A 25,503-nucleotide genomic window follows, 5' to 3' on the forward strand; every position below is an offset into this window, starting at 1 on the left:
AAATGCATCCTGGACCCTTACTTTTGTTCTCTCGCCTTACGATAGCTGATGATATCATCCACCGTAACGACAGGCATTTCATTTTTTTCGGCAAAGGCCACAATTTCAGGCAGGCGCGCCATAGTACCGTCAGGGTTAGTTAGTTCACATAATACACCATAGGGTTTTAATCCGGCAAGCTTCATTAAATCCACATTTGCTTCTGTGTGCCCGGGCCGCTCCAGCACTCCTAATGGCTTAGCCTTTAATGGAAACATATGTCCCGGACGACGAAGATCCTCCGGACGCGCTTTATCGGCAATCGCCGCTTTCACGGTGGTGACCCGGTCAGCAGCCGACACACCCGTCGTAACCCCTATCGCAGCTTCGATAGAAACTGTAAAGGGAGTTTGATAACTGCTTGTGTTGTTTTCCACCATCATGGGTAATCCTAACTCTTGGACCTTTTCCTCAGGCAGACACAGGCAAACGATTCCACTGCCTTCTCGAATTAACATAGCCATTTGTTCGATAGTTAAGTACTGAGCCGCGAAAAAAATATCTCCTTCATTTTCCCTTTGTTCATCATCTGTTACCAAGACTCCGCGACCACGACGTAATGAGTCAAGGGCTTTTTCTACTCTCTCAAATGGGGTTCCGAAACGTTTTAATAAAGTCTGATTCAAAGTAATACGCCTCCTAATTTTAGTCGACTTACTCGAATCAGGGCATAAAGAAGACTCCCTTATCCTCTTCCATCCGGACTATACCGTCGGCACTGGCCTTGCACCAGTTCTGCTGACCTCTTCGGCAAGAAGAGCGCTCGCGGGCTCCCTAGAAATAACTAGGATACCGCCGGTGGGGAATCTAACCCCGCCCTGAGAATAAGTCATTTATTTACAAGTATACTCTTAGCAGGTGGTTTGTCCAGCCTTAACTTCTCTTAGTGTGAAAAACAGTTCAGTCTCCTATCCCGTTACTTTTTGCCTGAAACTGTCTTATAAGGCCAGCGGTTAAGACCGCCAAGGTTAAAAATATTGGTAAAACCCTGCCTAAGCAATATTCTGACAGCCGCTCTGCTGCGATTTCCACTTCTGCAATAGACGAAAATCGTAGCTTCTTTGTCCCGAAGCTTGCTGCCGGCTTCTTTAGCTAAAGTATTTAGAGGAATTAAGGTACTTTTAGGAATGTGTTTCTCAAAATACTCCCCCGGTGTGCGAACATCCAGTACAATAATTCCCTTTTCAGTTTCTAAGCGTTTCTTTGCCTCAGCAGGTTCAATTCTGTTTTTGTCGATTCCGCCTCTCTGATAGAACCATAATAAAAGGATACCGGTAATAAAAACAGTGATTGACAGTGTATGGTTCATTCTTAATACCCCTCCCCCGTATATAGGAATTGTAAGACTTGTTTTATTGTTTGTCAATGACTATTATCAGGAAACTCTTCCTTCCTCCTATTTAATCACAAGGAGCGACCCCCAGTTTCTATGGGGTCGCTCCTTATAGTGCATCCGACATGGATTAGAAGTGAATGAGTTTACTCTGGTCTCTGTGCATTAGAGTGTTTATGGCCGCCGCCTTTTTTGTGCCCAAAACCATGAAATTCGCCTTTGTCAATATCTTGTTCAATCTTTTGTTGACGTTCCTGCATCATTTTCTTGATTTTTTCAGCTTTTGTTTGATCCAGTATCCCTGCCTCAACTTCCTTATCAATAATCTGAGCTTTGATACTGTACATTTGTTGAGTTAAAGCTTTAATCTCATTCAATTTACCCTGATCAACAGCCCCTAAGGCAGGCGCAGCACTTAGAACCAACAGAGCCAAAGCCAAAACGCTTGCAGCCAGTCTTCTCATATGCAAGTCCTCCTCATTCATTATTTTGCCGGAAACACTATTAGAATACCCACCTTTATCGCAATATTACCTGCCAATATTTATCTGTTTATTAAGTCAGGTTATATTCTTGTTCCGTTTTTTCATAATCACCTACACACATATATAAGGTACTTCCAGGTACCTTGGTATACTTTTATATACTATAATACGAAAGTATATGTACTTGACGTATAATATATATCGTATATTATTATATCAATCAATTTCCCCAGCAACATAGAAGGAGTGTTCGAGAAATGAAAGTTGTAGCATTTAATGGCAGCCCCCGGGTTAATGGTAATACGAAGCAAAGCCTGGAAATTGTTTTGAATGAATTAAAAAAAGAAGGCATTGAAACCGAGATTGTTCAATTAGGGGGGCGTAAAGTATTTGGCTGTTTAGCCTGCGGCAAATGCCGAGAAACTAAAGACAATCGCTGTATACGAAAAGATGATGAAATGAATACTTTCATTCAAAAAATAGAAGAAGCCGATGGAATTATTATCGGTTCACCTACTTACTTCAGCAATGTAAGCACAGAGGTTAAAGCTCTAATTGATCGCTGCGGTTATGTAGCAAAATCTAATGGAGGTACTCTCTTAAAAGGGAAAGTCGGCGCATCTGTCGTCGCTGCCCGCAGGGCTGGATCAACCTTTACCTACTCGGCTATTAATTTCTTTTTTGGCATTGCTGAAATGATCATTTGCAGCTCTAACTATTGGAATTTAACCTTATCTCGTGAGCCCGGCGAAGTTCAAAATGATGCTGAAGGGATTCAAACCTTCCAAACTCTTGGTAAAAATATGGCACAGCTCCTAAAACAAGTTCGATAATTGTTTGAAAAGTACAACTGGCAAACCGCTCGAAATCATTCGATTTCGAGCGGTTTCTTTTAGCTATGTTTTCACAGAGCCCCTTTTAAATTTCCGGCTTAACTTTTCAGACGTCTCTCAGGAAACACTCAATTTAAATTCAGCTTGCAATACTATACTTAACTCACAGTTATTTCATATAACTTATCAACTATAAAGGAGCAATAAGGTGATATTTAAAAAAGTGACTAAAAGTTATGTATGTCTTCTAATTATCCTATTTGTGGCGGGGATTGGCATCGGATTTCTTTACGGCACAAAAGACACTATTGTCGCTAAAGTCAACGGGATACCTATTACTGAATCTGAGCTGCATAAACTTTTAGTTCAACAAGGAGGAACAGACGCTTTAGAGACCCTGATCCAACAAAGCATTATCAAGCAGGAAGCCGAAAAACAGAACATCCAAGTATCAGAAGCAGATATAAATAAAGAACTATCGACTTTGCAAGACTCTTTCGACAGTGATGAAGCTTTTAATCAGGCCTTAGAAACTAATGGAATGACTCTTGATGATCTTAAGGAAAACATCGTAACAAATATAGAGCTAAAAAGAATTTTTGAAGCCAGAAGTCCTATAACCGATGAAGAAATTCAACAGTACTATGATGCTAATAAAGAAAGCCTTGCTGAACCTGAACAAGTAAAGGCCAGTCACATTCTGGTGAGTACTGAAGAGATAGCGAATGAAATTGAAGCAAAACTTGCTGCCGGTGAAGATTTTGCCGAATTGGCAAAGGAATATTCAACCGACGAGAATAGCAAAGATTCAGGCGGAGAGCTGGGGTATTTCAAAAAGGGAGACATGGTACAAGAATTTGAAGATGTCGCCTTTTCTTTAGAGGTGGGTAAAATCAGCGAACCGGTTAAAACCGATTATGGCTATCACATTATTAAAGTCGAAGATAAAAAAGAAGCTAAAGAGGCTACTCTCGCGGAAAGTAAGGATAAGATAATTGATGCTTTGCTTGATGAGAAACTATCTACAGGATTCAACGATTGGCTTCAGGAACGCAAGGCTGAGTATACTATTGAAAATTATTTAACTTAAACTGCCCATGGTGGTCAAAAACGAGCTTGTCCCAAGAATCTTACGCGCGTAAGATTCTTGGGACAAGCCGAGGAAAAGAGATCCGCCCCAAAGACGTAAATAAACGTCAACTGGGGCGGATTTTTTCTACCAATTCCTTTATCTTACAATCAATGAACCTAACCTGGTTTTCTTCCGATTACTCTCCTGCAGCAAATATTCAGAATTGCTTAACGACCTCAGTGTGATAATATTGTCTTAAGCAACCAACAGAAAGGCAAGTGGCATTCCGCAAATGAATATCCTTAAGAAATTTATAGCCTATTATAAACCCTACAAATTCCTCTTTTACTTCGACATGTTTTGTGCCATCATTGTTTCCGCCATTGATCTGGCCTTCCCCCAGATTCTGAATTACCTAGCAAAAAATCTATTTACCCAAGACAAGGAGACCATACTCCACGCCATAGGATTTATCGGCTTGGCTTTACTGGCCATGTATGTCCTTAAATATTTTTGTCAGTATTTCATCATATCCTGGGGCCACATCATGGGAGCCAAAATGGAAACTGATATGAGAAGAGATCTTTTTAACCATTTTCAAAAACTGTCTTTCTCATACTATGATAAAAATAACACAGGCGAAATGATGTCTAAGCTGGTTGTTGACCTATTTGATATCTCCGAGCTGGCACATCACGGACCGGAAAATGTTTTCATTTCTACCCTCAAGATCGTTGGTTCTTTTGCTCTCTTAATGTTAATTAACGTTAAAATGACGTTGATCTTGCTGGGAGTTACCTTAATCATGGTACTTTTTACAATTTATAAGAATGTTAAAATGGCTCCCAGCTTTGCTGACAGCCGTATTAAAATCGCCGCTGTAAACTCTGGACTGCAAGACAGTCTGGCCGGAATCAGAGTTGTTAAGTCCTTCGCTAACGAAAACCTTGAACAAGAAAAATTCAGGAAAAGCAATCACCAATTTTTAGAGTCCAAAGTCAAGATTTATCACCTCATGGGAGGTTTTCATGCCTGGAATTCTTTCTTTGAAGGGCTTCTTTATGTTGTCATTATTGTATCAGGCGGCTTATTCATTGCTGATGGTACACTGGAAATTTCTGATCTGGCCATTTATGTTCTTTACATTAACCTCTTTATTAATCCTATTGATGTCTTAATCAACTATACTGAGGCTTTTCAAAAGGGATACGCAGGATTTAAGCGATTTGTCGAAGTATTGGAAACGGAACCCGATATCGTGGACAAAGAGGGAGCGATACCTTTAAGCGATGTAAAAGGAGAGATCCGTTATAATAATGTATCCTTTCGTTATAACGATGATGCCAAGGTTTTAGATAATGTCAGCCTCACTATTGGTGCCGGACAAACCATTGCTTTAGTGGGACCTTCCGGGGGCGGAAAAACTACCCTTTGTTCTCTGCTGCCCAGATTTTATGATGCAGCCTCTGGTTCCATTACTATTGACGGCAAGGATATCCGGGATCTCACTCTAGAATCTTTGCGAAATGCCATTGGCATTGTACAGCAGGATGTCTATATGTTTGATGGCTCCGTCAAAGAAAACATTGCTTATGGGAAAGCAGGAGCCACAGAATCAGAAATAATTGAAGCAGCCCAAAAGGCCAATATTCACGACTTTATCATGTCCCTTGACGAGGGCTATGACACTTATGTAGGAGAGCGGGGGGTCAGACTCTCAGGCGGCCAAAAGCAGCGGCTCTCCATTGCCCGGGTGTTTTTAAAGAACCCTCCCATTTTGATCTTAGATGAAGCGACATCCGCTCTGGATAACGACAGTGAACGGTACATCCAAAAATCTCTACTGAAGCTCTCTCAAAACAGAACCACTATCGTGATTGCTCACAGATTAAGTACCATTAAAAATTCCGACGAGATTATCGTTGTCACTGACCAAGGCATTCAAGAGAGAGGCAGTCACAAACAACTTATCGAAAGGGCTGGAATCTATGCTCATTACTATAATATGCAATTTGAAGGCTTGGAATGAAGATGCTCCATATCAAAACCACCTGGAATTTGCCAATTATTGATACTTAAGCCATTTTCCTGTATGATAAATATTGAAGTGAAATTTTTAGATTTTTCTATTTGTTCGGATTTAGGGAGATACGAGATGAAGTCAAAAGTAGTCCTGTTAGTCGATGATGATCCATCCATTCAGAAACTTTTAAAGGCAGCATTGGAAAAGAACGGTTACACGACAATGCCTTGTTCATCGGGAGAAGCCGCACTGGAAAAGCTTGAACAAAACGACCTCGACGCTGTAATTTTAGATGTAGTCCTTCCCAATATGGACGGTTGGGATGTCTTAAAATGGATTAGAAACTACCCAAGTTATAAACATCTGCCAGTAATCATGTTAACTTGCAAGGATAGTGAAATCGAAACTGTCCTGGGGCTGGAAATGGGAGCCGATGATTATCTTAGTAAACCTGTCCGCTATCATGAACTCATGGCCCGCTTAAAGAAGGCCTTTAAAAAAAATGAAGGTTTACCAAATTGTACTAAGATGCTGTGTATTCACGGCATTGAAATTGACCATGACAGCAGAGCTGTTTATCTGAACAAAGTATTGCTTCCTTTAACCTACCGTGAATTTGAACTTTTGACATTACTGGTCAAAAACCCCGGCAAAGTTTTTACAAGAGATCATCTCCTTGATTTATTATGGCATGATGAACAATTTCTAGAGACTCGAACAGTTGATGTACATATTCGCCGCTTAAGAAAAAAACTCCAAGATCACGGCGGAAATCCAGATATCATCGAAACTATTCGTAGTATAGGTTATCGGATGATAAGCGTCTGATCTTAAAATAAATTTGCTTGTACTTATGAAAAAGCCCTCACTTCAATTTGCGTGAGGGCTTTAGCTTTGATCCTGTGTAACGTTAGAAAAGCATTTTTTCCAATAGCCAAACTCCTTTTTCTTTTTTCAGCTTACCGGTGATCATGATCGACTTCTTACCGGCGGGAGAATCATCCGTTGTCATAATTTGCAGTGTTGCGGAATTTTCCGAAGTATTCTCCAAAACATAGCTGTAATCATCCCAGTTGACATAATAACCTGTACCTGCATCTTTACTTACATCTCCCAATAATTGACCGTCGACATTGCGGTATTTGCCGCTGCTTAGCAGCGAATCTGCTTCTGCTTGTATATAGGTGCCTCTGACGAATTGTTCCATTTCCTTATAGCTCCTAAAACGATTATCGATTACCGGAAATAGGACCTCATTTTCAGCTCGGTTTTCCGGAATATCCATCCTAAGCATGGATAAGCCAAATATTTCGAAATAAGCTTCTTTGTTATTATCAATGAGTCTTCCCACCTGTTCATAGAGATCACGTTCTAATGAATTTTGGAGAATGGCCGGAATCTTTAAGGCAGGAGATTTCATTTGAGAATAAGGAAGCTCAAATTTAGGAATACCGGCGGCATAGGGCGCTATCGCATAAGGCTGATAATAGACCATCAAGCTGTTGCTTGTCAAAACAAAGTCATTTTCAGAAAAACTATTACGAACATTTTCCGGGTAGTTGTCCTGATAAACAAACTCTTCGGTCCCTTCGGTTTTTTTGATTTGTTCCAAAACCGTCTGGTATACCTTTTCCAAAGCTTCTTCCCTGCTGCCTCCTAGAATATCGGCAAGGGATAATTTCTTTCCTGTTGTTACATCAAAGGTATCTGAAAGCCAGCAAGAATTGGGGTGGGCTCCACCTGTGTTTTCATATTGGAGATTGACCACTGAAAGCAAATTGTTGGCATTATAATCCATTTCCATATCTCTTTCATAGGCATGAGGGCGAAACTCAAAGCCGCTGTTCCGGGCAGCTTCTTTATCACCTCGAGCCATTCTTAGCCCATCCAGCATAACCCTGTTCCTAAATTCATCATACTGCTTGCCGTAGTATTCATTAATTTTAGAGATACCAGCATTATTCTCAGGATTTTTAATTTGAGGATAGGTCATTTTCAGAGTTAGTAATACTGTCCCATCTTTTTCATCACGAACGGTTTCTGTGTGTACCTTACGCTCTATGGACAGGGTAGGTGAGCTTACCTGAGGGGCAGCAGTCTCTTTCGTACTGCATCCCGATCCGGTAAGTACAAGCCCCAAGATTAATAATCCCGCCAGGATTTTAAATAGACAAGCTCTGATTGTTTGCATTTGAATCCCCTCTCACTGTTTGATTTTAGAGGCTCTGCAAATTTGAAAAACAAATCAGCAAGTGTTGCTAAGCCAATAAATACGATGCTTTATACTATGACTTATTCTGCAAACACTATGACAATCCTTCCGGCAGCTTAATATTCTTATTTTCATAACATAATTAGACTTGGCTCAAGCCAAGTCCTTAGGAAGCTGCACTATCTTTATTATTTAGACGCAATCCTCTGTTTTAATACTCCTTCAATCCCCATGAGTTCCAAAACAAAGACTCCTATTTTAGCTTTTAGCTCTCTAAATCCCGTCCTGAGATCCTCAAGTTCATGGTCCAGAGCCTTTTGTTCCAAACCTTGAGCCAGTGAAACCAACTCAGAACTATGAAAAATAGATAGAGTACTGGCCAAACGATGAGCATTTTTTCTGATCCTCTCAAAGTCTGCCTTCTGAATGGTCTCTTCGATGAGGATCAGCATCTTCTCATAGTCCGTTAAAAACTTCTCAACAATATCTAACACAACCTCATCACCGTAAAGTTCAGCCTCTGCTAAAAAGACTGAGCGGTCCATTAATAGAGATTGAGGCTGATGGGCAGACATCCTTGGCAGATCCCCTTGCTGAATACCCTCTAATAGCTGGATTAGGTGAGCTTCATGAATTGGCTTAGTAATAAAATAATCCATACCTGCAGCTAAGAGCTTCTCCCTGTCACCGGCTAAAGCTGAAGCAGTTAAGGCGATGATGGGAAGATGTTTTCCTGTCAAGGCTTCATTCCTGCGGATACGGCGTGTCGTTTCAATGCCGTCAAGTTCAGGCATGTTTTTGTCCATAATAACGCAATCATACTCCCGGGCTTTCAGTTCTTCCAAAACTTCCAGGCCATTTAAGACCATTTTTGCGTTACAACCTAAATAGTGTAATAAGGCCTGCACATATTTTCTGCTCACAGCGTCATCTTCCGCAACCAAAACCTTTAACTTCCCTAAATCTTGGAATTGACAGTTCTTAGAGGGAGGGTTACTATTACCTTCCTTATTAACAGTCCAGTTTTCGCCGGATAGCCTTAAAGGAATTCGGCACTGAAACTTGCTTCCTTGCCCCAAACGGCTTTCCACAGTTATGGAGCCTTTCATTAAATCTAAAAGTTTTTTGGTAATTGCCAAGCCTAATCCCGTTCCGCCATATTTTCGGCTAATACTGCTGTCAACCTGAGTAAAGTCTTCAAAGATATAGTCTAACTTGTCCTGGGGAATTCCTATTCCACTGTCTTCAATACTCATTTCTAAGGTTGCCGGTGCTCCTTCTTCATGAGTGGCTGGGTTTTGGGGGATAACAGAATAGCGAACCTGAATCAGACCCTTCTCTGTGAATTTTATGGCATTGCTGAGCAGATTGGCTAGGATTTGCTTGATTCGTAAAGGATCTCCTCTCAGTCCTGAGAAAGTGTCAGGCGTACTCTCTATCTTAACCTGAAGTCCTTTTTCCTGAGCTTTGACTAAAAATCCAGGGATCAGCTCCTCTAACAAGAATGTTATATCAAAGGTTTTTTCTTCCAATTCAATACGATTGGCTTCGACCTTTGAAGAATCCAAAATTTGATTGATAATTTCCAAGAGCACTTGTGCCGAATCAATGATAGATTTCAAATGCTCTCCTTGCTCAGGCAATAATCTTCCTTTTTGGATTAAGCTCGCCATACCAAAAATACCATGCAATGGCGTACGCATTTCATGACTCATTTTAGCCAGAAACTCTGTTTTTGCCTGATTAGCCTGTTCCAATTGCAAATTGGTGGTTTTTAATTCGAAATTTTTAGCTTTAAGCTGTGCTGTTCGTTCTTCAACTCGCTTTTCAAGATTTTGGTATAACCGGGCATTTTCAATGGATATTGCCGACTGAGAGACCAAAATCTTCAAAACCAACAGATGTTCCCCGGAAAAAGCTCCATCCATGAGATCATTTTCTAAATATAAGATCCCAAGCATATTGCCCTTCGATTCTACAGGCATGCATAACATAGATTTGGCGGTTTTCCTATAGCTCAAAAGTTCCCCCAAAAATTGTTGAATCTCCTCTTCTTTATTCAACACCAGGGTTTCGCGAGCATTAACCACATAGTTCAGAATTTTTTGCGGTAACTGCTCCCTGCTTTTCACCAGAACGTCTTGAGGCAAAGCGACGGCTTCACTCTCAGCATCCCCTTGCGCTTCGATATAATAGTCCCCATCTCTTTCCAGGAGCAAATAAGCTTTCCGAGCTCCGGCATTTTGCAGGACTAACCAAATAAGTTTTTTGAGGAGATCTTGCAGCACAATCTCTTCGGAAAGTGCTTGACTTGCTCTAATGATTGTCTCCATGTCCAACCTGCGAAAATCAGGCAGTTCACTGGCTGCTGCACACTCAAAGCGATCCAACGATACTTCTTTATCTTGAAGTATCTCCCGATAGTTTGCCTGAAGCTTTTTGGCTTTCCCCCCCCAACCCCAAGCTCCATAACCTCGGATTGCTTCTCGCACATAGTTTTCTGCTAATCTCATACGGCCTGAGGAAAAGGCGTATCTGGCCGCTAGTTCATTGGCCAAAGCTTCTTCCGGCAGAAAACCATGATCCAACGCAGCTTGAATGGATTTATCATAATAACCTAAGGTTTGTTCCGGTTTTCCCCTCCCTTTAGCAAGCTCGGCACGAATCAGCCAATACTTGTTGAGAATATTTTCCGGAGCTGCTTTAAGAAAACCACAAAGTTCCTTCAGGGAGGAGCGGTATTTTTTTTGCTGGGTAAATCTCTCAAAGAAAGAACAACGATCCAAAATTTCTAAACGAATTAGAACACTATAAAAATGATAAACAGGGATACAAAATGTCCCTATGGCTCCATCAATGTACTCTTCAACCACTTTTATATTGGCAAGGGCTTCTCGATAATTTCCACTTAGGTAGGAAAGTATCATTTTATTAAAATAGGAGTTAAAAATAATAGTACGATCATTGGTCTCTTTATAAAGAGGCAAAGCCTCCAATTCCTGAAAATACTCTCCCGTTAAGATCCATGGTTCCGGCTTTGACTCAAGTAGATTGACATGCCCCTGCAGGTACATGAGGCATACCATAATGGAAGTGGTGTTCCCGGTACGAAGCAACACATCTTTATAATCTTCCATGACCTTTTTAATATCAGTAAGTTCTCGTCCTGCCAGATATAGATAGACAAAGTACTGCATCATGACATGACCGGCAGATGTCAAATCTCCTTCATTCAAACCCATTTCATGATGCCTAGGGAAACCTCCCAGGGTATAACGAATAGGTTCTCGCTGGTGACGCACCAAAATTTCAAATAATAAATGGTTTTTGCATTGGAACGCTTTAGATTTCATGGGCGCTTGAAGTTCTATGGCCAATTTGCCAAATTGATAACCTAATTCTCTCTTTTTCATGTAGGTGCAAAGAAAATGTCCGTAACCGGCATAAGCGACTGGAGTAGCAGGGGCTGTCCCATGTTTTAAGGAAATCAGGACGACATTCAGCGTCAGCATCATTAGAATACGGGGGGATGACGAATAGGCGGCGATTCCCGTACAGGTTAGAATCCTCATAATCACCAAATATGTTTTATCTCTCATCTCGGGCATAGCCTTTAAGTCATCGAAATTTCGGCCCCATAAAGCTGCTTTAATCTGCAGGTATTTCCACAATATATCGTAACGAGTAGGTTTTTGAGGAATCTGGATTCCCAAAAGGCATAAAATTTCTCGTGCGGTTTCAATGGCATCGAAAAGACGATTTTGCACAGTGTAGGATTCAATTCTGATAATATAGATGGCTGCTTTATTGAGCAAAAGGGTTTCCTGGCGGATGACTTCTTCTCCGTATTCATCCACTAATGCATACTCTCCGCAAAGATAGGCTGTTTCTGTCCCTTCTGTATAGAGTTCCAGAGCCATATCATGGTTGTTTTCCCAGATCTGCGATCCTAAAAGGGCCATTCCCCTTTGCAAATAGTCCAAGGCACTCTCATAGGCTAAGGATTGCTTGGCACGTTTTCCCGCTTCCAGATTCAATCGGGCCAGCAGCTTTGTCTCCTGGCTGCTGCTCATCCGATCCTGAGCATAATTAAGATAATCTGTAATTTCTAAGAGGTTTTTTGCATTTTTAAAATTTGGCTTATTATTTAAAAACCAAATTCCCAGTTGATAACAGATCTCCTTTTTTTCCGATTCACTGAGCAAGGAATTAGCAGCTTGCTGAACCCGGTCATGTAAAAAGCTGTACTCAATGAAGGCTTCCGAAAAATCTTCCCGGGTATCTTCCTGATAAATAATAAGTCCTTCTTTGATCCCTTCATTCAGTACTCCAAGCACCTCTTCTTCAGTCAGCCCTTGAGTCTGTGCCAATGTTTTAATATCGAAGGTATTATTGATGCAGGATGCCCATTTTAAGACTTCAATACTTTTGAGAGGCAGCTTTTCAATTTTTTCAACCATGAAATCAATAACATTATCCGTCACACTACGATTCAGAATTTGGTCCAAGGATACTTCCCAATTTTCTTGTTCTGCCGAGTAGATAATCAGCCCCTCATCTTTAAGAGTGGTGATAAATTGATTCATAAAAAACGGATTTCCACCTGTCTTAACATGACATAAACGAGCAAATAATTCCGCCTGTTCATCCTTCCGGCCCAGAACCTGTATCACTTGTTGGCGGACTTGCAGAAGGTTTAAAGGTTTTAATAGAAGAACCTCAATCTGAGTTGGATTCTCCCTGCGAATCTTCTCAATAAGAGCAGATAATGGATGGCCGGGATGAACCTCATTATCTCGATAAGCCCCGATTAAAAAAAGGGGAATTCTCGCTTTCTCGGCAGCAATAATTTCCAAAAGCTTTAAGCTATGAATGTCTGCCCACTGTAAGTCATCTAAAAATAGAATGAGGGGAACAGTATTTGATGTAATCCCTTGCAGGAATTGATTAAAAACCCGCTGTAAACGATACTGAGCCTCATTAGCAGCCAAGGATTCAACCGGCTCCTGAGGTCCGATAATCATCTCCAGCTTAGGAAAAATATCTGTGATTACTTTTCCATTCCCAGATACCGCACACAAAATTCGCTCTTCCCATCTTAAAATATCCTCTTTTGATTGGCTCAAAATCTCTTTAAACAATTGATCAAAGGCTTGAATAAAGGAATGATAAGGGATACTTTTCTTAAACTGATCAAATTTCCCTTGGATAAACTGCACTCTGCTGTCCCCAATGTGGAGACGAAGTTCATTAACCAGGGTCGTTTTTCCCACCCCAGAATATCCCGTGACAAACATTAATTGTTGTTGACCCTTTTTCGCCTCTTCAAACCCTTGGAGCAATTGAGCCAACTCAGATTTCCGTCCTAAAACGTTTTTCGAAAACGATAAATTTTGAGTTATGTCATATCGTCCCAGCTTAAAGGTTGGAATAGTTACATCACTGTTGGAAATCGACATAACTTTCCTGCAGATTTCAAGGTCAGCTTTTAATCCGGCAACCGTCTGGTAGCGATTCTCCATCTTTTTTTGCATTAGCTTGACGACGATATCTGATAAAACCTGAGAGAGCTGAGGATTCACCTGATTAGCCGGTAGTGCCTCCCGAGCCAGATGGCAATAGATCACATCCACGTAATCATCCGATTCAAAAGGCCTAGTACCTGTTAACATTTCATAAAAAATCACTCCCAAGGCATACAGATTCGTCCGGGAATCAATCTTTCTCAGCACCCGCCCTGTTTGCTCCGGCGCCTGATAATAATAGGACTGGGACGGATTATTTCCTTTATCCGCCCTAAGCTCAACACTTAGAGGGTCCCAAGTTATTAGAATATTGTTGGGTTGTAAATCCGGATAAACTCGTTGGGCAGCATGCCATCCAGTGAGCCCTTGGCAAATTTCAATGGCGAGATTAAGAAATAACGTCGTCTCAATTTTTTCCCTGCTTAATAGATTGGCTAAAGATTCTTTTTTATAGTCAGCCATACTTGAACACCCTCTAAGCCCAAACTCATCCTTGCTGTAATTTTCGAATGATCATATATCAACTAAAAGGAAGAAACTATTTTCTAAGCCTTTCTCTTTACCAAGCTTCGTCATTAAATCATAGGTTTCGGAAACTATCATGGTGGCCACAATCACATCGGGCTTTTCTCGAGTCGCTTTTTCCAAACATTCTTCCTGATTTGCTGCTTCACACACCAGATACCCCTTATTCTTTAATGCTTCAGCAAGAGAGTTTAACTGGGTTTTTTTCTCATCAACAACCAGCACTTTCTTACGGTGATTTCCTTGGGCCAGCAAACTACTGATTTCTTTGAGAAGCTGCTCAGTATTAAAGGGCTTGGTTAAATAACGATCAACCCCTATTCTATAGCCTCGTTCCTTATCCTCGTCAATGGAAAGTATGACAATAGGAATGTCCATAGTCCCTGGGTCATTCTTAAGGATAGCAGCTACATCAAAACCATTCATCCCCGGCATCTTGACATCGAGGAGGATTAAGTGCATTTTTTCCCGTTTAATCAGATTAATGGCCGTTAGTCCATCGGATGCTTCTTGCACTGAATATCCAACGGATTCCAACTCTTGCCTGAGAAACTGACGGATATTATCATCGTCGTCAATAACTAATATTCGCTTGTCACCTTCGATTAAAGGAGCAGACCTGGTTGTATGATCCGTCAACTGTTTAACTAAAGACTCGATGTCAATCGTTTGTACCAATGTCTCCTTAGCTGCCGGAAGTGTAAACGTAAAGACACTCCCCACTCCCAGCTCGCTCTCAACCCAAATCCTTCCCCCATGGGATTCAACGATTTGCTTACAGATTGGCAGTCCCAAGCCTGTGCCTTTTGGCTTGTCGGTTAAGGTATCGCCAATCTGCTTAAATTTATCAAACACCTTATCTTTATGCTCCCGGGGGATGCCAATCCCCTGATCAATAACCTTTACAGTAATCTCATCTCCTGTTTTCCAGGCTTGACAAGTAATTGTCCCTGCAGCGGTAAACTTTACCGCATTAGATAACAGGTTGATGATCACCTGAATGATTCTGTCTTTGTCACAGCAGGCCTCCGGCAGATCGTCGGCAATGTCTTTGACTAACAGAAGCCCTTTCTCCTCGAATAAAGAACTAACCGCAGCCGTACTTCGATCAATAATATCTTGTAATGAATTATTTTCCATATTCCAGTCAATTTTACCTGCTTCCATTTTGGCAATATCTAAAACATCATTAATGAGACTGGTTAATCGTTCCCCTTCAGCGATAATGATATCAACATTCTGCCGCACCTGTTTCACCGCTCGATCGGTCTTCTTCTCTCCTATCTGGAGATTGGGTATGAGCACCTCATCCATTTTCTTTTTAATGATTTTAGCAAACCCTAACACCGAGGTTAGGGGAGTTCTTAACTCATGAGATACTGTGGATAAAAAATCCGATTTCATGCTGTCCAGTTCTTTTAACTTTTCATTAGAACTGAGCAATTCTTCATTTAGCTGCTCCAAGTCCTCCTTTGTCTGTCTTAGAGTTTGCTCTATCACTTCCCTTTCACTGATTTCTTTTAGTAATAACTCGTTGGCGCGGGATAATTCTGAGGTGCGTTCTTCAACGGTGATTTCCAGTTCTTCATTCCAGGCCGTGATTTGGTCTCTTTGTATTTCCAGTTCTTTGGCCTGTTTTTGGATTTTGCTTATATTGACTTCGTTTTCTTTGAACAGATAATATTTGCAGCTTTCCACATGATTTAACCCGTTATAGATAGCTAACATCATGTCCCGGCAGCTTCCATACCCACAAGATGAACAGTTTATAAGCCGTTCTTCTTCAGTGGGTTTATGCATCATTTCCCAGAGCCGCCTTTCTTCCGATAAGGTTGGCTGATGTAAATGGCTGAACGAAGATTTATCAGTATAGCTTCTGGAAAAATCCAGGGATTGTTCCTCTAACCATTCATAAACCTCACGGAAAATATCGGCTCCATTCTGAGTAAGAGGGCTATGTTTCGCCAATTGTCCCTGTTTTCGCATCTCCATAATACGCTCAATTTGATAATGAGTTTTACAATTGCTCACCGCCGGTCCCAGATTGCAGCCCCACTGACAATTTAAAATATCCACCAAGACAGGACCTTCTTGGCGTTGAATGTCTTCATGAAGTCCTGCCAAATAGCTTGAATAGATTTCCTGAGGTCCTTCAACCTTTGAGATTTCATACCTTTGCAAAGGGATGCCAAATCTTAGTAAGGTTTCCGTCAGACCGCCCGGCTGACTATACCCCACTCCTCGTTCCGCTTCCGGTGTATCAAACGCCCCAGACTCCATATTCTTTAATTCATATCCCTTTAACTGCAGGTATCCATCTAAGGATTGATATGTAATATTATAAGACACAAGTCCCCTGGTGTTAGGATCGTGAATCTCTCTGCGTTTTGCTAAACAAGGTCCTAAGAAAGCCAGTTTCAGCTTGCTGTACTCTTTTTGGCTTTTGATCCAGAGGGCTGCATCTAAAGCTGGAGATTGAGTCTTTGCCAAAAACGGAATCAGTTCCGGCTGATATAATTCGATGTAGCTTACCACTGCCGGGCAAGGCTGGGCAATAATTGGACCCTTTTCACCCTTCTGCAGTGTTTTGGAATAAAGATAGGTCGTTATTTCAGCACCAAAACTAACGTCGAAGACATAAGCGGCCCCCATCGACCTCAAGGCAGTAATCAGCTGGGGTAAGGCATTTTCATAATTGACTGCTGCTGAAGGGGCAACCATCACACCAATTGAAACCCCTGAGTGCAGATCTCCTAAGAGGGCCTCAAAGTCGTCAACTCCATAGCGGGCTTGGTGACCCTTTTCATGACATACTCTTATACATTCCCCGCAGCCAATGCAAAGGTCACTTTGTACGGAAATACCATCCCGTTCAACAATGTTGCAAAGTTTGACCGGGCAAACCTGAATACAAGCCAGACAATGCTGACATTTTGATTTATCGACTCTTATAACCTCCGGCAGTCTCATCCATCTCATCCCTCCTTTTTCTAGATAAGGCTGGCTTTCCTTGTCTTAACATCAACTTCTAAACTACTTTCTTTTATGACCCATTTAGGACACTCATAGTAATCAATTTGTTTTTGGGAAGCAGGGTAACAACCGCAGGAAAAATATCGCCAGTAAACCGTATTGTAGCTTAGACAGAGCTTCCTCTGGTGATCGATCAGCGGACATTTGATTTTAATGCAGCAATTAATACAATTCCCGCAGTCATTGTCTGCCTTTTGCCAATGTGCAGATAGTTTGATCTTTCTGCGGTCAGGACCCAAAGAAGGGGGGGACGTTAATGGTTGGGTATACATTTCCCTGTACTTTGGGTCAAACAACCAAAAGCCCATGATCCGGTAAAGTTGAACAATAAGTTTATGATAATATTTCAGATATTTCCAAAAGGCAAGATCATTAAAAAACATATAGGATGTATAAGGTGCCACCACATAGATCGAAAGTCCCCCAGTTAACGCCATGATTAGAATATTAAAGTAGTAAAAAACTCGAACAGACGCCCATTTATATTTTTGTGCAGTAGTATACAATTGACTAACCTCCCATGACTAACCTATCATCATATTCCAAAGACCAAGTATTCCAAGCCAGTTACCGATTAAGAAATGACATAGGCTTACCCCGATCAAGTTCTTATGCCTGGCATACATAGATCCCCACACCATTCCGCCGGCAATAGCCGCAATTCCCAACATAAGGGATTCGTGAACATGAAAAACGCCAAACAATGTGGATGTCAAAATAGTCGCCCATAACCAGTTAAATCGACCCATCAAAAATCGTTGAATTGAACCTTGCAAGACTCCTCGTGTCAAAAATTCCTGCAGGGGAGCAACCACAATATATGTGACGTAATCCCATCCCACATAGTTCCAGGTAAAAATTGAGGCACCCTGAAATGCAGGCATCTTTTTAAGCAAATACCATTTGAAGATCACCAATCCGCTCATAAGAACTGCACTGATCAGAAGAGATTCCCAAATTGCTTTCTTGGTGTTTAATAGAGTGATACCGAAACTATTGAGGGGCAGCCCGCTGCGAAAAACCAGCCATACATTGGCAAAAACAAAACTGATCTCAAGGAATCGGCTTGTTACATAAAGACTCTGTTCATTGACTTGAATCTTATCCATAATAGCTAGTAAAAAAGTATACAAGCTAAACATCAAGACAACCGAAATAAACAAATGGCTAAATTCCATTCTGACTTTGATTGCTTCAGTCAGTTCCTCTTTTTTTGTCTGCAGGTCAATAATGGTCTCTTTTAAAGCAGCAACCAACTTAGCATTTTCAATAGCTGCCGCAGCTTGATAGGCAACGGTCATCAGCATTTTCAAATCACCCGCAGTGTAGCCATTGCCCGTATCATTGCTGACCATAATGACGCCCAATATTTTATTGTTAATGGTCAGAGGGGCACACATTAGGGCCTCAACCGGCATGCTCTCCTGAACGCAGCGATGATCCCCAGATAATTGATTAATGACTTCTGGTTTGGCATTTTTGAGTACATTGTGGACAATGACTTGACAGGCTTGAAAAATTTCTCCGGAAAAGCTTTCTGACGTGGACGTGGCTAATAATTCAGCATCATCCTTATCAATAAGTAATATTGAAATATCTTCCGCTTTTATAATCCTTTTCGCCTCTGCTATCAGGAGCTTAGCAGCCTCTTTAGGTCCATGATTGCCTGCCAACTGTTCGGTAATATTAAAATAAAAGGTGATCTCCCTATACCTGTCTAATAATTCTTTGCCAAGGCTGGTCTTTTCAGATTCTAAGCTCATCCAAAATGAAAGAAGGTTAGCGAGCCCTGATAATTGTTCATCTCCACAGACCCAGCCAACAATTTCCGAGTTAAAATTTACTGGATGCATTGACTTATTGCCGGGGTCATTTCCAATCAAAACCTTCCCCTTTTCGTCTTTTATGCAAAAGGGAGATTGCATAATCTTCTCGATATCTGCGATTAAACTTTTAAACCCTTTCTTGGAGACTAACTTTTTAAGCAATCCTTTACTCATCCATAGGTTTCTCCTTAAAGAATTTAGATTTTAGCCATTTCAATAAGCTCCTTGACATAGGCTGTTTGAAAAATTCTTTACCCAACATCAACATTCCCAGCCAAAATACCAAATGACTCAACAAATATAACAGGCCGCCGATAGTCACCCTAAGATACCAATCATTAACGATCCAGGCCATTATAAAAATCAACCCATATACTACCCAGGAAATGACAATCAGGACTATTCCCAGCCGGACAATCATTATAGTCCTAATACTTCCCGAGCCTTGGACACGATCTCATCGGGATTAAATGGTTTTGTCATATAGAGATCAGCACCAACTTCCTGTCCTTTTAACTTATCAAACTCTTGACCTTTCGCTGTTAACAAAACAATAAATAGATCTCTTAAATCCTTTTGTTTTTTTACCGTTTCACAAACCTCAAACCCATTCATTTTAGGCATCATGACATCGAGAAACACTAATGCTGGTTTTTCGGCTTGAATATTTTCTAATGCCTCCGAACCATTCTCAGTTACGATCAGTTCTACTCCCTCATCCTCCAACTCTTCTAAGGTCTGCTCCAATAAAATTCTAATATGTGGTTCATCATCCGCAATTAGTATCTTATGCATAACAATCACCTCGTTCCTTCTAACAAGCTGTCTACAGGATTTGACTAAATATTACAACAGTTTTGTAACGTGAGTTTTGTTTTCTGTTACGGAAATGTAAAATAAAACAAGAGTGCGAGAATCGCACTCTTGTTTTAAGCTATTTTTGTTATCATTCCACCGAAATTCGAACGGCAGCCACTTGAGTCTTAGAGCTCAAGGGATCAGGAATAACCGATAAGTCAAAGGTTTGAACTCCTTTTTCAACTTCATACCCGATCTCTCCTGAAACTGTTTCTCCGGCCCGGAGGGTGCCGTCGATAGGATCTTTTACTGCTAAAATCGCACCAATACTAGGTTCTTGTTTTTGTCCATCCATATCTTTCAGATTAAACCCTATGCTGCTCCTGACCTCAACATCTGCGTGGCTTTGATTCTCAATAATCAGTCCAATAATAAGGTATGTGTTGCCGTATCTGGGTGACTTCATAATATCCATGTCTTCAGAAATGGTCTGTACACTTGTTATTTTGTATTGGAAATGCCCTATTCGTATAGTCTCGCCTGCTGCATAAATCGGTTGAGCTGGCGTTACAGCCTGGCCGACATCAAATTGAGATACATTTGTATGGGCCTGAGTCGTTAATGCTCCGGCACCTAATAGAAAAACTAGCATAGGAACTAAGAGGACAAGTAAGCAATATTGCTTATGAGAGAAATATCGACGCTGCCTTCCAATCTTTGGTGTTGCATTTTCCATAGAATGTCCTCCTTTTATATTGAATAAGTCATTTGAGTACTTCCATCTTTCTGTTAAGTGAATATTAGCACAAAGAGCCTCAATCGTCTATAGATTGCGCATATGCCTTAATAAATATATTTTATATTGAAACAAGGGCGTTTCTCCCTAATGAGCACTGGATAAGCTAGTTTTGCCTTATTCAGTCTTGAAATCTATCATTATATAAACAAATCAAAGACATAGCTCTAATCTATGATAAATATATTAAATAGAACTAACCGCCAAATTCCAAGCTGTTCCGAGCAAATGAACACCCTTGGATATTTCCTCCTTGCTTAAGGCAGCATATCCTAACAAAAACGTATTCTGATACTTCTCCAGCCTAGGGCCGATCAAATAATTTGAAATAGGATAAACCCTGACACCATTTTTCGCCGCAGCTTGACACATGTCATTTTCATTGTTTAATGTCAACAGTTTAATCAAAATATGATTGCCCGCACTCTCCCCAATAACTTTAATATTATCCCCAAAAACGGCTAATTCTTTGAGCAAATGCCCGCGCTTATCTTTATAAAGCTTTCGCATTTTATTGAGGTGCTTTTCATAATATCCCTCAGCGATAAATTCAGCTACTAATCTCTGTTCTAGAATTGAGACTTCGGATCCAAATTCACTGTATATTTTATAATAGTCATTAAGTAAATTTATAGGCAAGACCATATAACTAATCCTGATCGAAGGGGCAATTGACGTGGAAAAGGTGCCTATATAAATTACTTTTCCATTCTTATCAATGCTCTGCAAGGAAGGGATTGGCTTACGTATGTATCTGAATTCACTGTCGTAGTCATCTTCGATTATATATCGCCCCTCAGCTCTGTTGGCAAAATTTAAAAGTTCGACTCGCCTGCCTATGGGCATGCTGATACCTAAGGGAAATTGATGGGAAGGAGTTACATAAACCGCTACATGAGAAAGACCTTGTAAGGGCTCAACCTCGATTCCCTTGTCATCAATGGGAATAGGCAATATTTTGCGGCCCATATGAGAAAAGGTTTGGTAAGCCTTTCGATATACAGGATTTTCAAGAGCAATACTTGTGTTTTTACTTAGAACAAGGCTCAAGGTTCTTAAGGAATTTTCCGTCCCAGCCCCTATCACAATTTGTTTTTCGTCGCAGTTGACCCCCCGAGAGCTATGCAAAAAGGTAACCAACTCCTTTCTTAAATTCATATCTCCCTGGGAAACCGTTCGTTTTAAGATACTGGAGTCAGCTTCATCAAAACAACTCTTGAATAAATTTCTCCAAATTTTATATGGGAAAGAAGTATGGTCAATATCACTGGGAGAAAAATCAACCACTACCTTGGATTTACCTTCTTGGGCTCTCTGAGTAGTGTCATGCTCAACTATACTTATATTATGATATTCATCAATCTCACAAACAAAATACCCTTTTTTAGGAACTGCCATAATATACCCTTCATCCATTAATTGGCTATATGCGGCATCGATGGTATTGATACTTACACATAGGTGTTCCGAAAGTTTGCGCTTTGAAGGCAGTTTGTCATGAGGTCTATAATTCTTGGCTTGGATTTCTGCTTTGACCCACTCATAGATTTGTTTGTACAGTGGGGTATCGGTGGTACAAATAGGCAATGTAATCATAGATTCCTCCAAACTGATACTATAAATATATTTAAAACTGGCACTGTCATAGGTAACAGTTTTATTCTATAATCAATCTATTAATTGTCAAGGAGGATTTATCATTATGGACAGGCAAAAAAGAATCGCGGCAATTCATGATATTTCTTGTGTCGGCAGATGTTCTCTGACTGTTGCACTGCCTATTCTTTCTGCTGCAGGATTTGACACAGGTGTATTGCCTACTGCTGTTCTTTCCACGCATACAGGTGGTTTTGAAGGGTTTACTTATAGAGATTTAACCGAAGATATTAAACCTATTTCCGATCATTGGCAATCTCTTGGCATTAAGTTTGATGCCTTATACAGCGGTTTTTTAGGTTCCTTCGAGCAAATTGATTTAGTGGCCGATTTGTTTGATACTTTTAAAAGCCCCGAGACCATGATTATGGTTGACCCTGTCATGGCAGATAATGGGGTTTTATACTCTGTATATTCACCGGAAATGGCCAAAGGCATGGCAAAACTCTGTGCCAAGGCGGATATTATTGTTCCGAACTTAACCGAAGCGGCTTTTCTTTTAGATGAAGACTATGTTGGCGAGAATTATTCTCAGGAATACATTGAGTCAACCTTGAAAAAGCTATCCTCTCTGGGGGCTAAAAAAGTGGTTCTTTCCGGGGTTTCTCTGGAGAAAGACAAATTGGGAGCTGCCGCTTTCGATAGTGAAAGCGGTAAAGTCAGCTACGCCTTTAATGACAGAATTGAAGGCTACTTTCATGGAACCGGGGATGTCTTTGGCAGCACCTTATTATCCGCACTGTTAAATAACTTCCCTCTGGAAGAAGCCGCCCAGATTGCCGTAGACTATACTCACAGGTGCATTCTTTTGACTCACCAAGCTGAACTGGAAAAGAGATATGGAGTATGCTTCGAAAGAGCTCTTCCCTATCTTATTAAGAAATTAGGCTTATTGGACGAGTCCTTGTTGGGGTAACTCATAATTTGGCTGCCATACCGCTTATGCGTCACCAATACAAAGAACCCCGCTCATTGTAAAAGCAATTGAGCGGGGTTCTTTGATTCATCTGTTTTTCAGACTAAAAACGTGATTAAGGAAGCTTGCTTAGGCCGTGTCTCACTTTCCATAGGTAATACTTTTCAAACATAAGCTTATTGATATTGCAAAAGGGGTTGGGCAGGATTATAGAAAATCTCCGTGGTTTCAGCAAACTATCTGAAAAGCTCAACATTTCTTTGCCCCCCGCATCCATGATGCATAACTCAGGTATTTGACTCATGGGCTTTCTCTCCAATGGCTCATTGCCTCTGAGCAATCGGGCAATATTTTCTGCAGCTGTTTTCGCAGATTCATCGGCTGCATACCCCGTCTTTGGAATACCGATTGCAACGGGAGTTCTGAACTGCATGGGCAGATCTGCCGCTATGCCCACTCCAAAAATGTGAGGATAATTTTTGTGCTGGTAGGTATCGTATACCGGAATAAAGCCCTCGGAGTTTCCTAATCCTTTGGAATCTTGTACTGCCTTAGCCCCTTTAAACCTGGGCATTATCATTAAATACTTGTAAGGTATTTTTGGGCCGCTTTTAAGCAGTAGGGCCTGGTTTGTCACTTCTCGGATTTCTGCATTGGTTATGTAGTTAATATTAAATAAAGGCAGCATCGTTTTGAGGATGTAGTTGCTTCCCATAATGCCACCAAGACCTAAGTGCCCCAAATAAGGTTCCGAGGTAACAAAGGTGATGTCTACTTTCTTGCGAATATCAAGTTCTCGACAGCGCTTTTCAATGTTAAATAAAAACTCGTAAGCGGGTCCGGTACACTGAGAGCCTGGTACCACACCAATTACAACCGGTCCAGGTTCCGTGATAAACTTCAGCCATCGTTGACGCGCTTCCAGCACTTTCTCAGGATTGACAATGAAGGAAACATTGCTCCCTAAGCCTTCTCCAGGTATTTGATCAAAAACCCATTCCGGACCGGTAGCAATAATTAAATAGTCATAGTTTAAGTCCTTATCTCCGCATCGTACAATCTTTTTTTCCGCTATTATCTCCGTAATCTCAGCACAAATAAAATGAACATCTGCTCTCCGAACTATAGAATTTAGAGGTATTGTCAGATCTTTTAGTTTTCTCTTTCCCAAAGGAACCCAAATCAGAGAGGGCACAAATAAGAAGTCGGGAGATTTCGAAATGAGAATAATCTCATGATCATAGCCTATTTTCCTCCGTAGTTCTAACACACTTGTAAGTCCTGAAAAGTTACCCCCTGCCACAATGATCCTTGCCAATGCACTACCTCCCCAGTTTACAAATTACATAATTACACCCTCCGAATAAACCTTGGTCTAATCCCAGTTTTTCCAAATTAAGCAACTTCTATTTAAGAGATTTAATTCACAAAATGTTAATTATTTAACATCTTTCTAAGTAATTCCATATTAAGATACAATTAAATTGTCAGGGTGATACAGACTAAAAATACTTAAGGGGGATTAGGATTTGGCATTTATAAAATGGAAATCACTCAACAAAATATTAAAGCTAACGTTCAAATGCAAGTGATCATTGCTACTATGCAAGATGGCCCTAAAGGTTATAGGCTAACCGGTAAAGCATGCATTGAGGAGAAATTAGTGTTGTTCAAAACTGAAAAAACTGAAGCCCTTCTTTAGGATTTTACTTAAATACACAATAATCCCGCTCAAAAAAAAGCGGGATTATTGTGTATTTAAGCTTATAATAAATTTAAAATTGTAAAGGAGATACTATATGAAAGACTGCATCATTTGTCTTCAGGAATTAGAGCTTTTAGGAAATATATTTAACTCTGCATGAAGCTTCTCTTCTATCTTGCTGGAATAGCCCAAAAATATCTGGAAATGATAATGATAACGTTAGCATATAAAGGAGGAATCTTTATGTTTGAATTGTCGTTTTATTTGTTATTCGCTGTTTCGATCGGCTTTGCTACTATTGTTATCATACCGAGAAATTTATATAAAAAATATTTGCTCTACGGCTTAATCTTTGGAGGTATCGGAGACTCCATACTAGTAGCAATAATTCATTTTTTGGGGTATTTAAATTACAAAAATCTTGGCGCCACCAGTCTTTTGGGGATTTTCTCTTTTTGGACACCCATTGCCTGGACTTTTTATTTTACGTTATTTTTTTATTTTTTGCCCCATAGGAAAATCTTTTTAATTCCTTATGTATTAGTCTTTGTCTTATTAAATTATTCGGTAGGTACTGTGATGATTCAATCCGGCTTATACGAAGTCATTGGCATCTATAAATATATACAGCCCTTTATTTATTTAGCTTGGTGCTCAATATCAGCTTGGTCCTTCTTCAAAGGGGAGCATATAATTCCAATTTAAAATATTATTCGATAGCGTTTA

Annotated in this window: 19 protein-coding genes and 1 riboswitch; of the genes, 7 read left to right on the plus strand and 12 right to left on the minus strand. The window is 40.5% G+C overall.

Annotation, left to right across the window (positions count from 1 at the left end):
- Positions 1-17: 17 nt before the first annotated feature.
- The 3 genes from ribB to DESOR_RS21745 all read right to left on the minus strand — a co-directional run bounded on the left by ribB (position 18) and on the right by DESOR_RS21745 (position 1,836).
- Positions 18-665, minus strand: coding sequence for a 3,4-dihydroxy-2-butanone-4-phosphate synthase (ribB, locus tag DESOR_RS21735; RefSeq protein ID WP_014186745.1), 648 nt, complete (start codon positions 663-665; stop codon positions 18-20).
- A 57-nt stretch (positions 666-722) separates the two neighbouring features.
- Positions 723-869, minus strand: a riboswitch (FMN riboswitch).
- Between the two features lie 86 nt (positions 870-955).
- On the minus strand, positions 956-1,348 hold the full coding sequence (locus DESOR_RS21740; protein ID WP_014186746.1) for a rhodanese-like domain-containing protein: 393 nt from the start codon (positions 1,346-1,348) through the stop codon (positions 956-958).
- A 170-nt stretch (positions 1,349-1,518) separates the two neighbouring features.
- The gene (locus DESOR_RS21745; RefSeq protein WP_014186747.1) at positions 1,519-1,836 is read right to left on the minus strand and encodes a DUF2680 domain-containing protein; all 318 of its coding nucleotides are present in this window, start codon (positions 1,834-1,836) and stop codon (positions 1,519-1,521) included.
- A 278-nt stretch (positions 1,837-2,114) separates the two neighbouring features.
- Between DESOR_RS21745 and DESOR_RS21750 the strand changes: the two genes are divergently transcribed.
- The 4 genes from DESOR_RS21750 to DESOR_RS21765 all read left to right on the plus strand — a co-directional run bounded on the left by DESOR_RS21750 (position 2,115) and on the right by DESOR_RS21765 (position 6,613).
- A complete protein-coding gene (locus DESOR_RS21750) occupies positions 2,115-2,690 on the plus strand; it encodes a flavodoxin family protein (protein WP_014186748.1) in 576 nt (191 codons plus the stop codon).
- 208 nt (positions 2,691-2,898) lie between these two features.
- The gene (locus tag DESOR_RS21755; protein WP_014186749.1) at positions 2,899-3,780 is read left to right on the plus strand and encodes a peptidylprolyl isomerase; all 882 of its coding nucleotides are present in this window, start codon (positions 2,899-2,901) and stop codon (positions 3,778-3,780) included.
- Positions 3,781-4,054: 274 nt separating this feature from the next.
- Positions 4,055-5,791 (plus strand): ABC transporter ATP-binding protein, encoded by a 1,737-nt coding sequence (locus DESOR_RS21760; RefSeq protein ID WP_014186750.1) that lies wholly within the window; start codon positions 4,055-4,057, stop codon positions 5,789-5,791.
- Between the two features lie 126 nt (positions 5,792-5,917).
- Complete coding sequence (locus tag DESOR_RS21765) at positions 5,918-6,613, plus strand: response regulator transcription factor (RefSeq protein WP_014186751.1); 696 nt, start codon at positions 5,918-5,920, stop codon at positions 6,611-6,613.
- An 82-nt stretch (positions 6,614-6,695) separates the two neighbouring features.
- Here DESOR_RS21765 and DESOR_RS21770 read toward each other — a convergent pair whose 3' ends face one another.
- The 8 genes from DESOR_RS21770 to pdxR all read right to left on the minus strand — a co-directional run bounded on the left by DESOR_RS21770 (position 6,696) and on the right by pdxR (position 22,096).
- Positions 6,696-7,976, minus strand: a complete 1,281-nt coding sequence (locus DESOR_RS21770; protein WP_014186752.1) for a DUF3298 and DUF4163 domain-containing protein — start codon at positions 7,974-7,976, stop codon at positions 6,696-6,698.
- A 209-nt stretch (positions 7,977-8,185) separates the two neighbouring features.
- Positions 8,186-13,984 carry an AAA family ATPase gene (locus DESOR_RS21775; RefSeq protein WP_014186753.1) on the minus strand — a complete coding sequence of 1,933 codons (5,799 nt, stop codon included), beginning with the start codon at positions 13,982-13,984 and terminating at the stop codon, positions 8,186-8,188.
- Positions 13,985-14,035: 51 nt separating this feature from the next.
- Positions 14,036-17,017: a [Fe-Fe] hydrogenase large subunit C-terminal domain-containing protein gene (locus DESOR_RS27565; protein ID WP_014186754.1), complete on the minus strand. Its 2,982-nt coding sequence runs from the start codon at positions 17,015-17,017 to the stop codon at positions 14,036-14,038.
- Positions 17,018-17,037: 20 nt separating this feature from the next.
- On the minus strand, positions 17,038-17,586 hold the full coding sequence (locus DESOR_RS21785; protein WP_014186755.1) for a hypothetical protein: 549 nt from the start codon (positions 17,584-17,586) through the stop codon (positions 17,038-17,040).
- Positions 17,587-17,604: 18 nt separating this feature from the next.
- Positions 17,605-19,080, minus strand: a complete 1,476-nt coding sequence (locus DESOR_RS21790) for a GAF domain-containing protein (protein ID WP_014186756.1) — start codon at positions 19,078-19,080, stop codon at positions 17,605-17,607.
- 246 nt (positions 19,081-19,326) lie between these two features.
- On the minus strand, positions 19,327-19,701 hold the full coding sequence (locus DESOR_RS21800; protein WP_042332618.1) for a response regulator transcription factor: 375 nt from the start codon (positions 19,699-19,701) through the stop codon (positions 19,327-19,329).
- 151 nt (positions 19,702-19,852) lie between these two features.
- Positions 19,853-20,440 carry a DUF4352 domain-containing protein gene (locus DESOR_RS21805; protein WP_014186759.1) on the minus strand — a complete coding sequence of 196 codons (588 nt, stop codon included), beginning with the start codon at positions 20,438-20,440 and terminating at the stop codon, positions 19,853-19,855.
- A 246-nt stretch (positions 20,441-20,686) separates the two neighbouring features.
- A complete protein-coding gene (gene pdxR / locus DESOR_RS21810) occupies positions 20,687-22,096 on the minus strand; it encodes a MocR-like pyridoxine biosynthesis transcription factor PdxR (RefSeq protein WP_014186760.1) in 1,410 nt (469 codons plus the stop codon).
- A 106-nt stretch (positions 22,097-22,202) separates the two neighbouring features.
- On the opposite strand from pdxR, the gene DESOR_RS21815 reads away from it, so the two are divergent.
- Positions 22,203-23,072: a pyridoxamine kinase gene (locus tag DESOR_RS21815; RefSeq protein WP_014186761.1), complete on the plus strand. Its 870-nt coding sequence runs from the start codon at positions 22,203-22,205 to the stop codon at positions 23,070-23,072.
- A 115-nt stretch (positions 23,073-23,187) separates the two neighbouring features.
- Here the strand turns inward: DESOR_RS21815 and DESOR_RS21820 are convergent, their stop codons facing one another.
- Positions 23,188-24,390 carry an NAD(P)/FAD-dependent oxidoreductase gene (locus DESOR_RS21820; RefSeq protein WP_014186762.1) on the minus strand — a complete coding sequence of 401 codons (1,203 nt, stop codon included), beginning with the start codon at positions 24,388-24,390 and terminating at the stop codon, positions 23,188-23,190.
- A 225-nt stretch (positions 24,391-24,615) separates the two neighbouring features.
- On the opposite strand from DESOR_RS21820, the gene DESOR_RS21825 reads away from it, so the two are divergent.
- On the plus strand, positions 24,616-24,774 hold the full coding sequence (locus DESOR_RS21825) for a hypothetical protein (RefSeq protein ID WP_242832384.1): 159 nt from the start codon (positions 24,616-24,618) through the stop codon (positions 24,772-24,774).
- Positions 24,775-25,020: 246 nt separating this feature from the next.
- Positions 25,021-25,482, plus strand: a complete 462-nt coding sequence (locus tag DESOR_RS21830) for a hypothetical protein (RefSeq protein WP_014186763.1) — start codon at positions 25,021-25,023, stop codon at positions 25,480-25,482.
- The last annotated feature ends 21 nt before the right edge of the window (positions 25,483-25,503 follow it).

Origin of the sequence: Desulfosporosinus orientis DSM 765 (assembly GCF_000235605.1) — a bacterium.
Classification (GTDB): domain Bacteria; phylum Bacillota; class Desulfitobacteriia; order Desulfitobacteriales; family Desulfitobacteriaceae; genus Desulfosporosinus; species Desulfosporosinus orientis.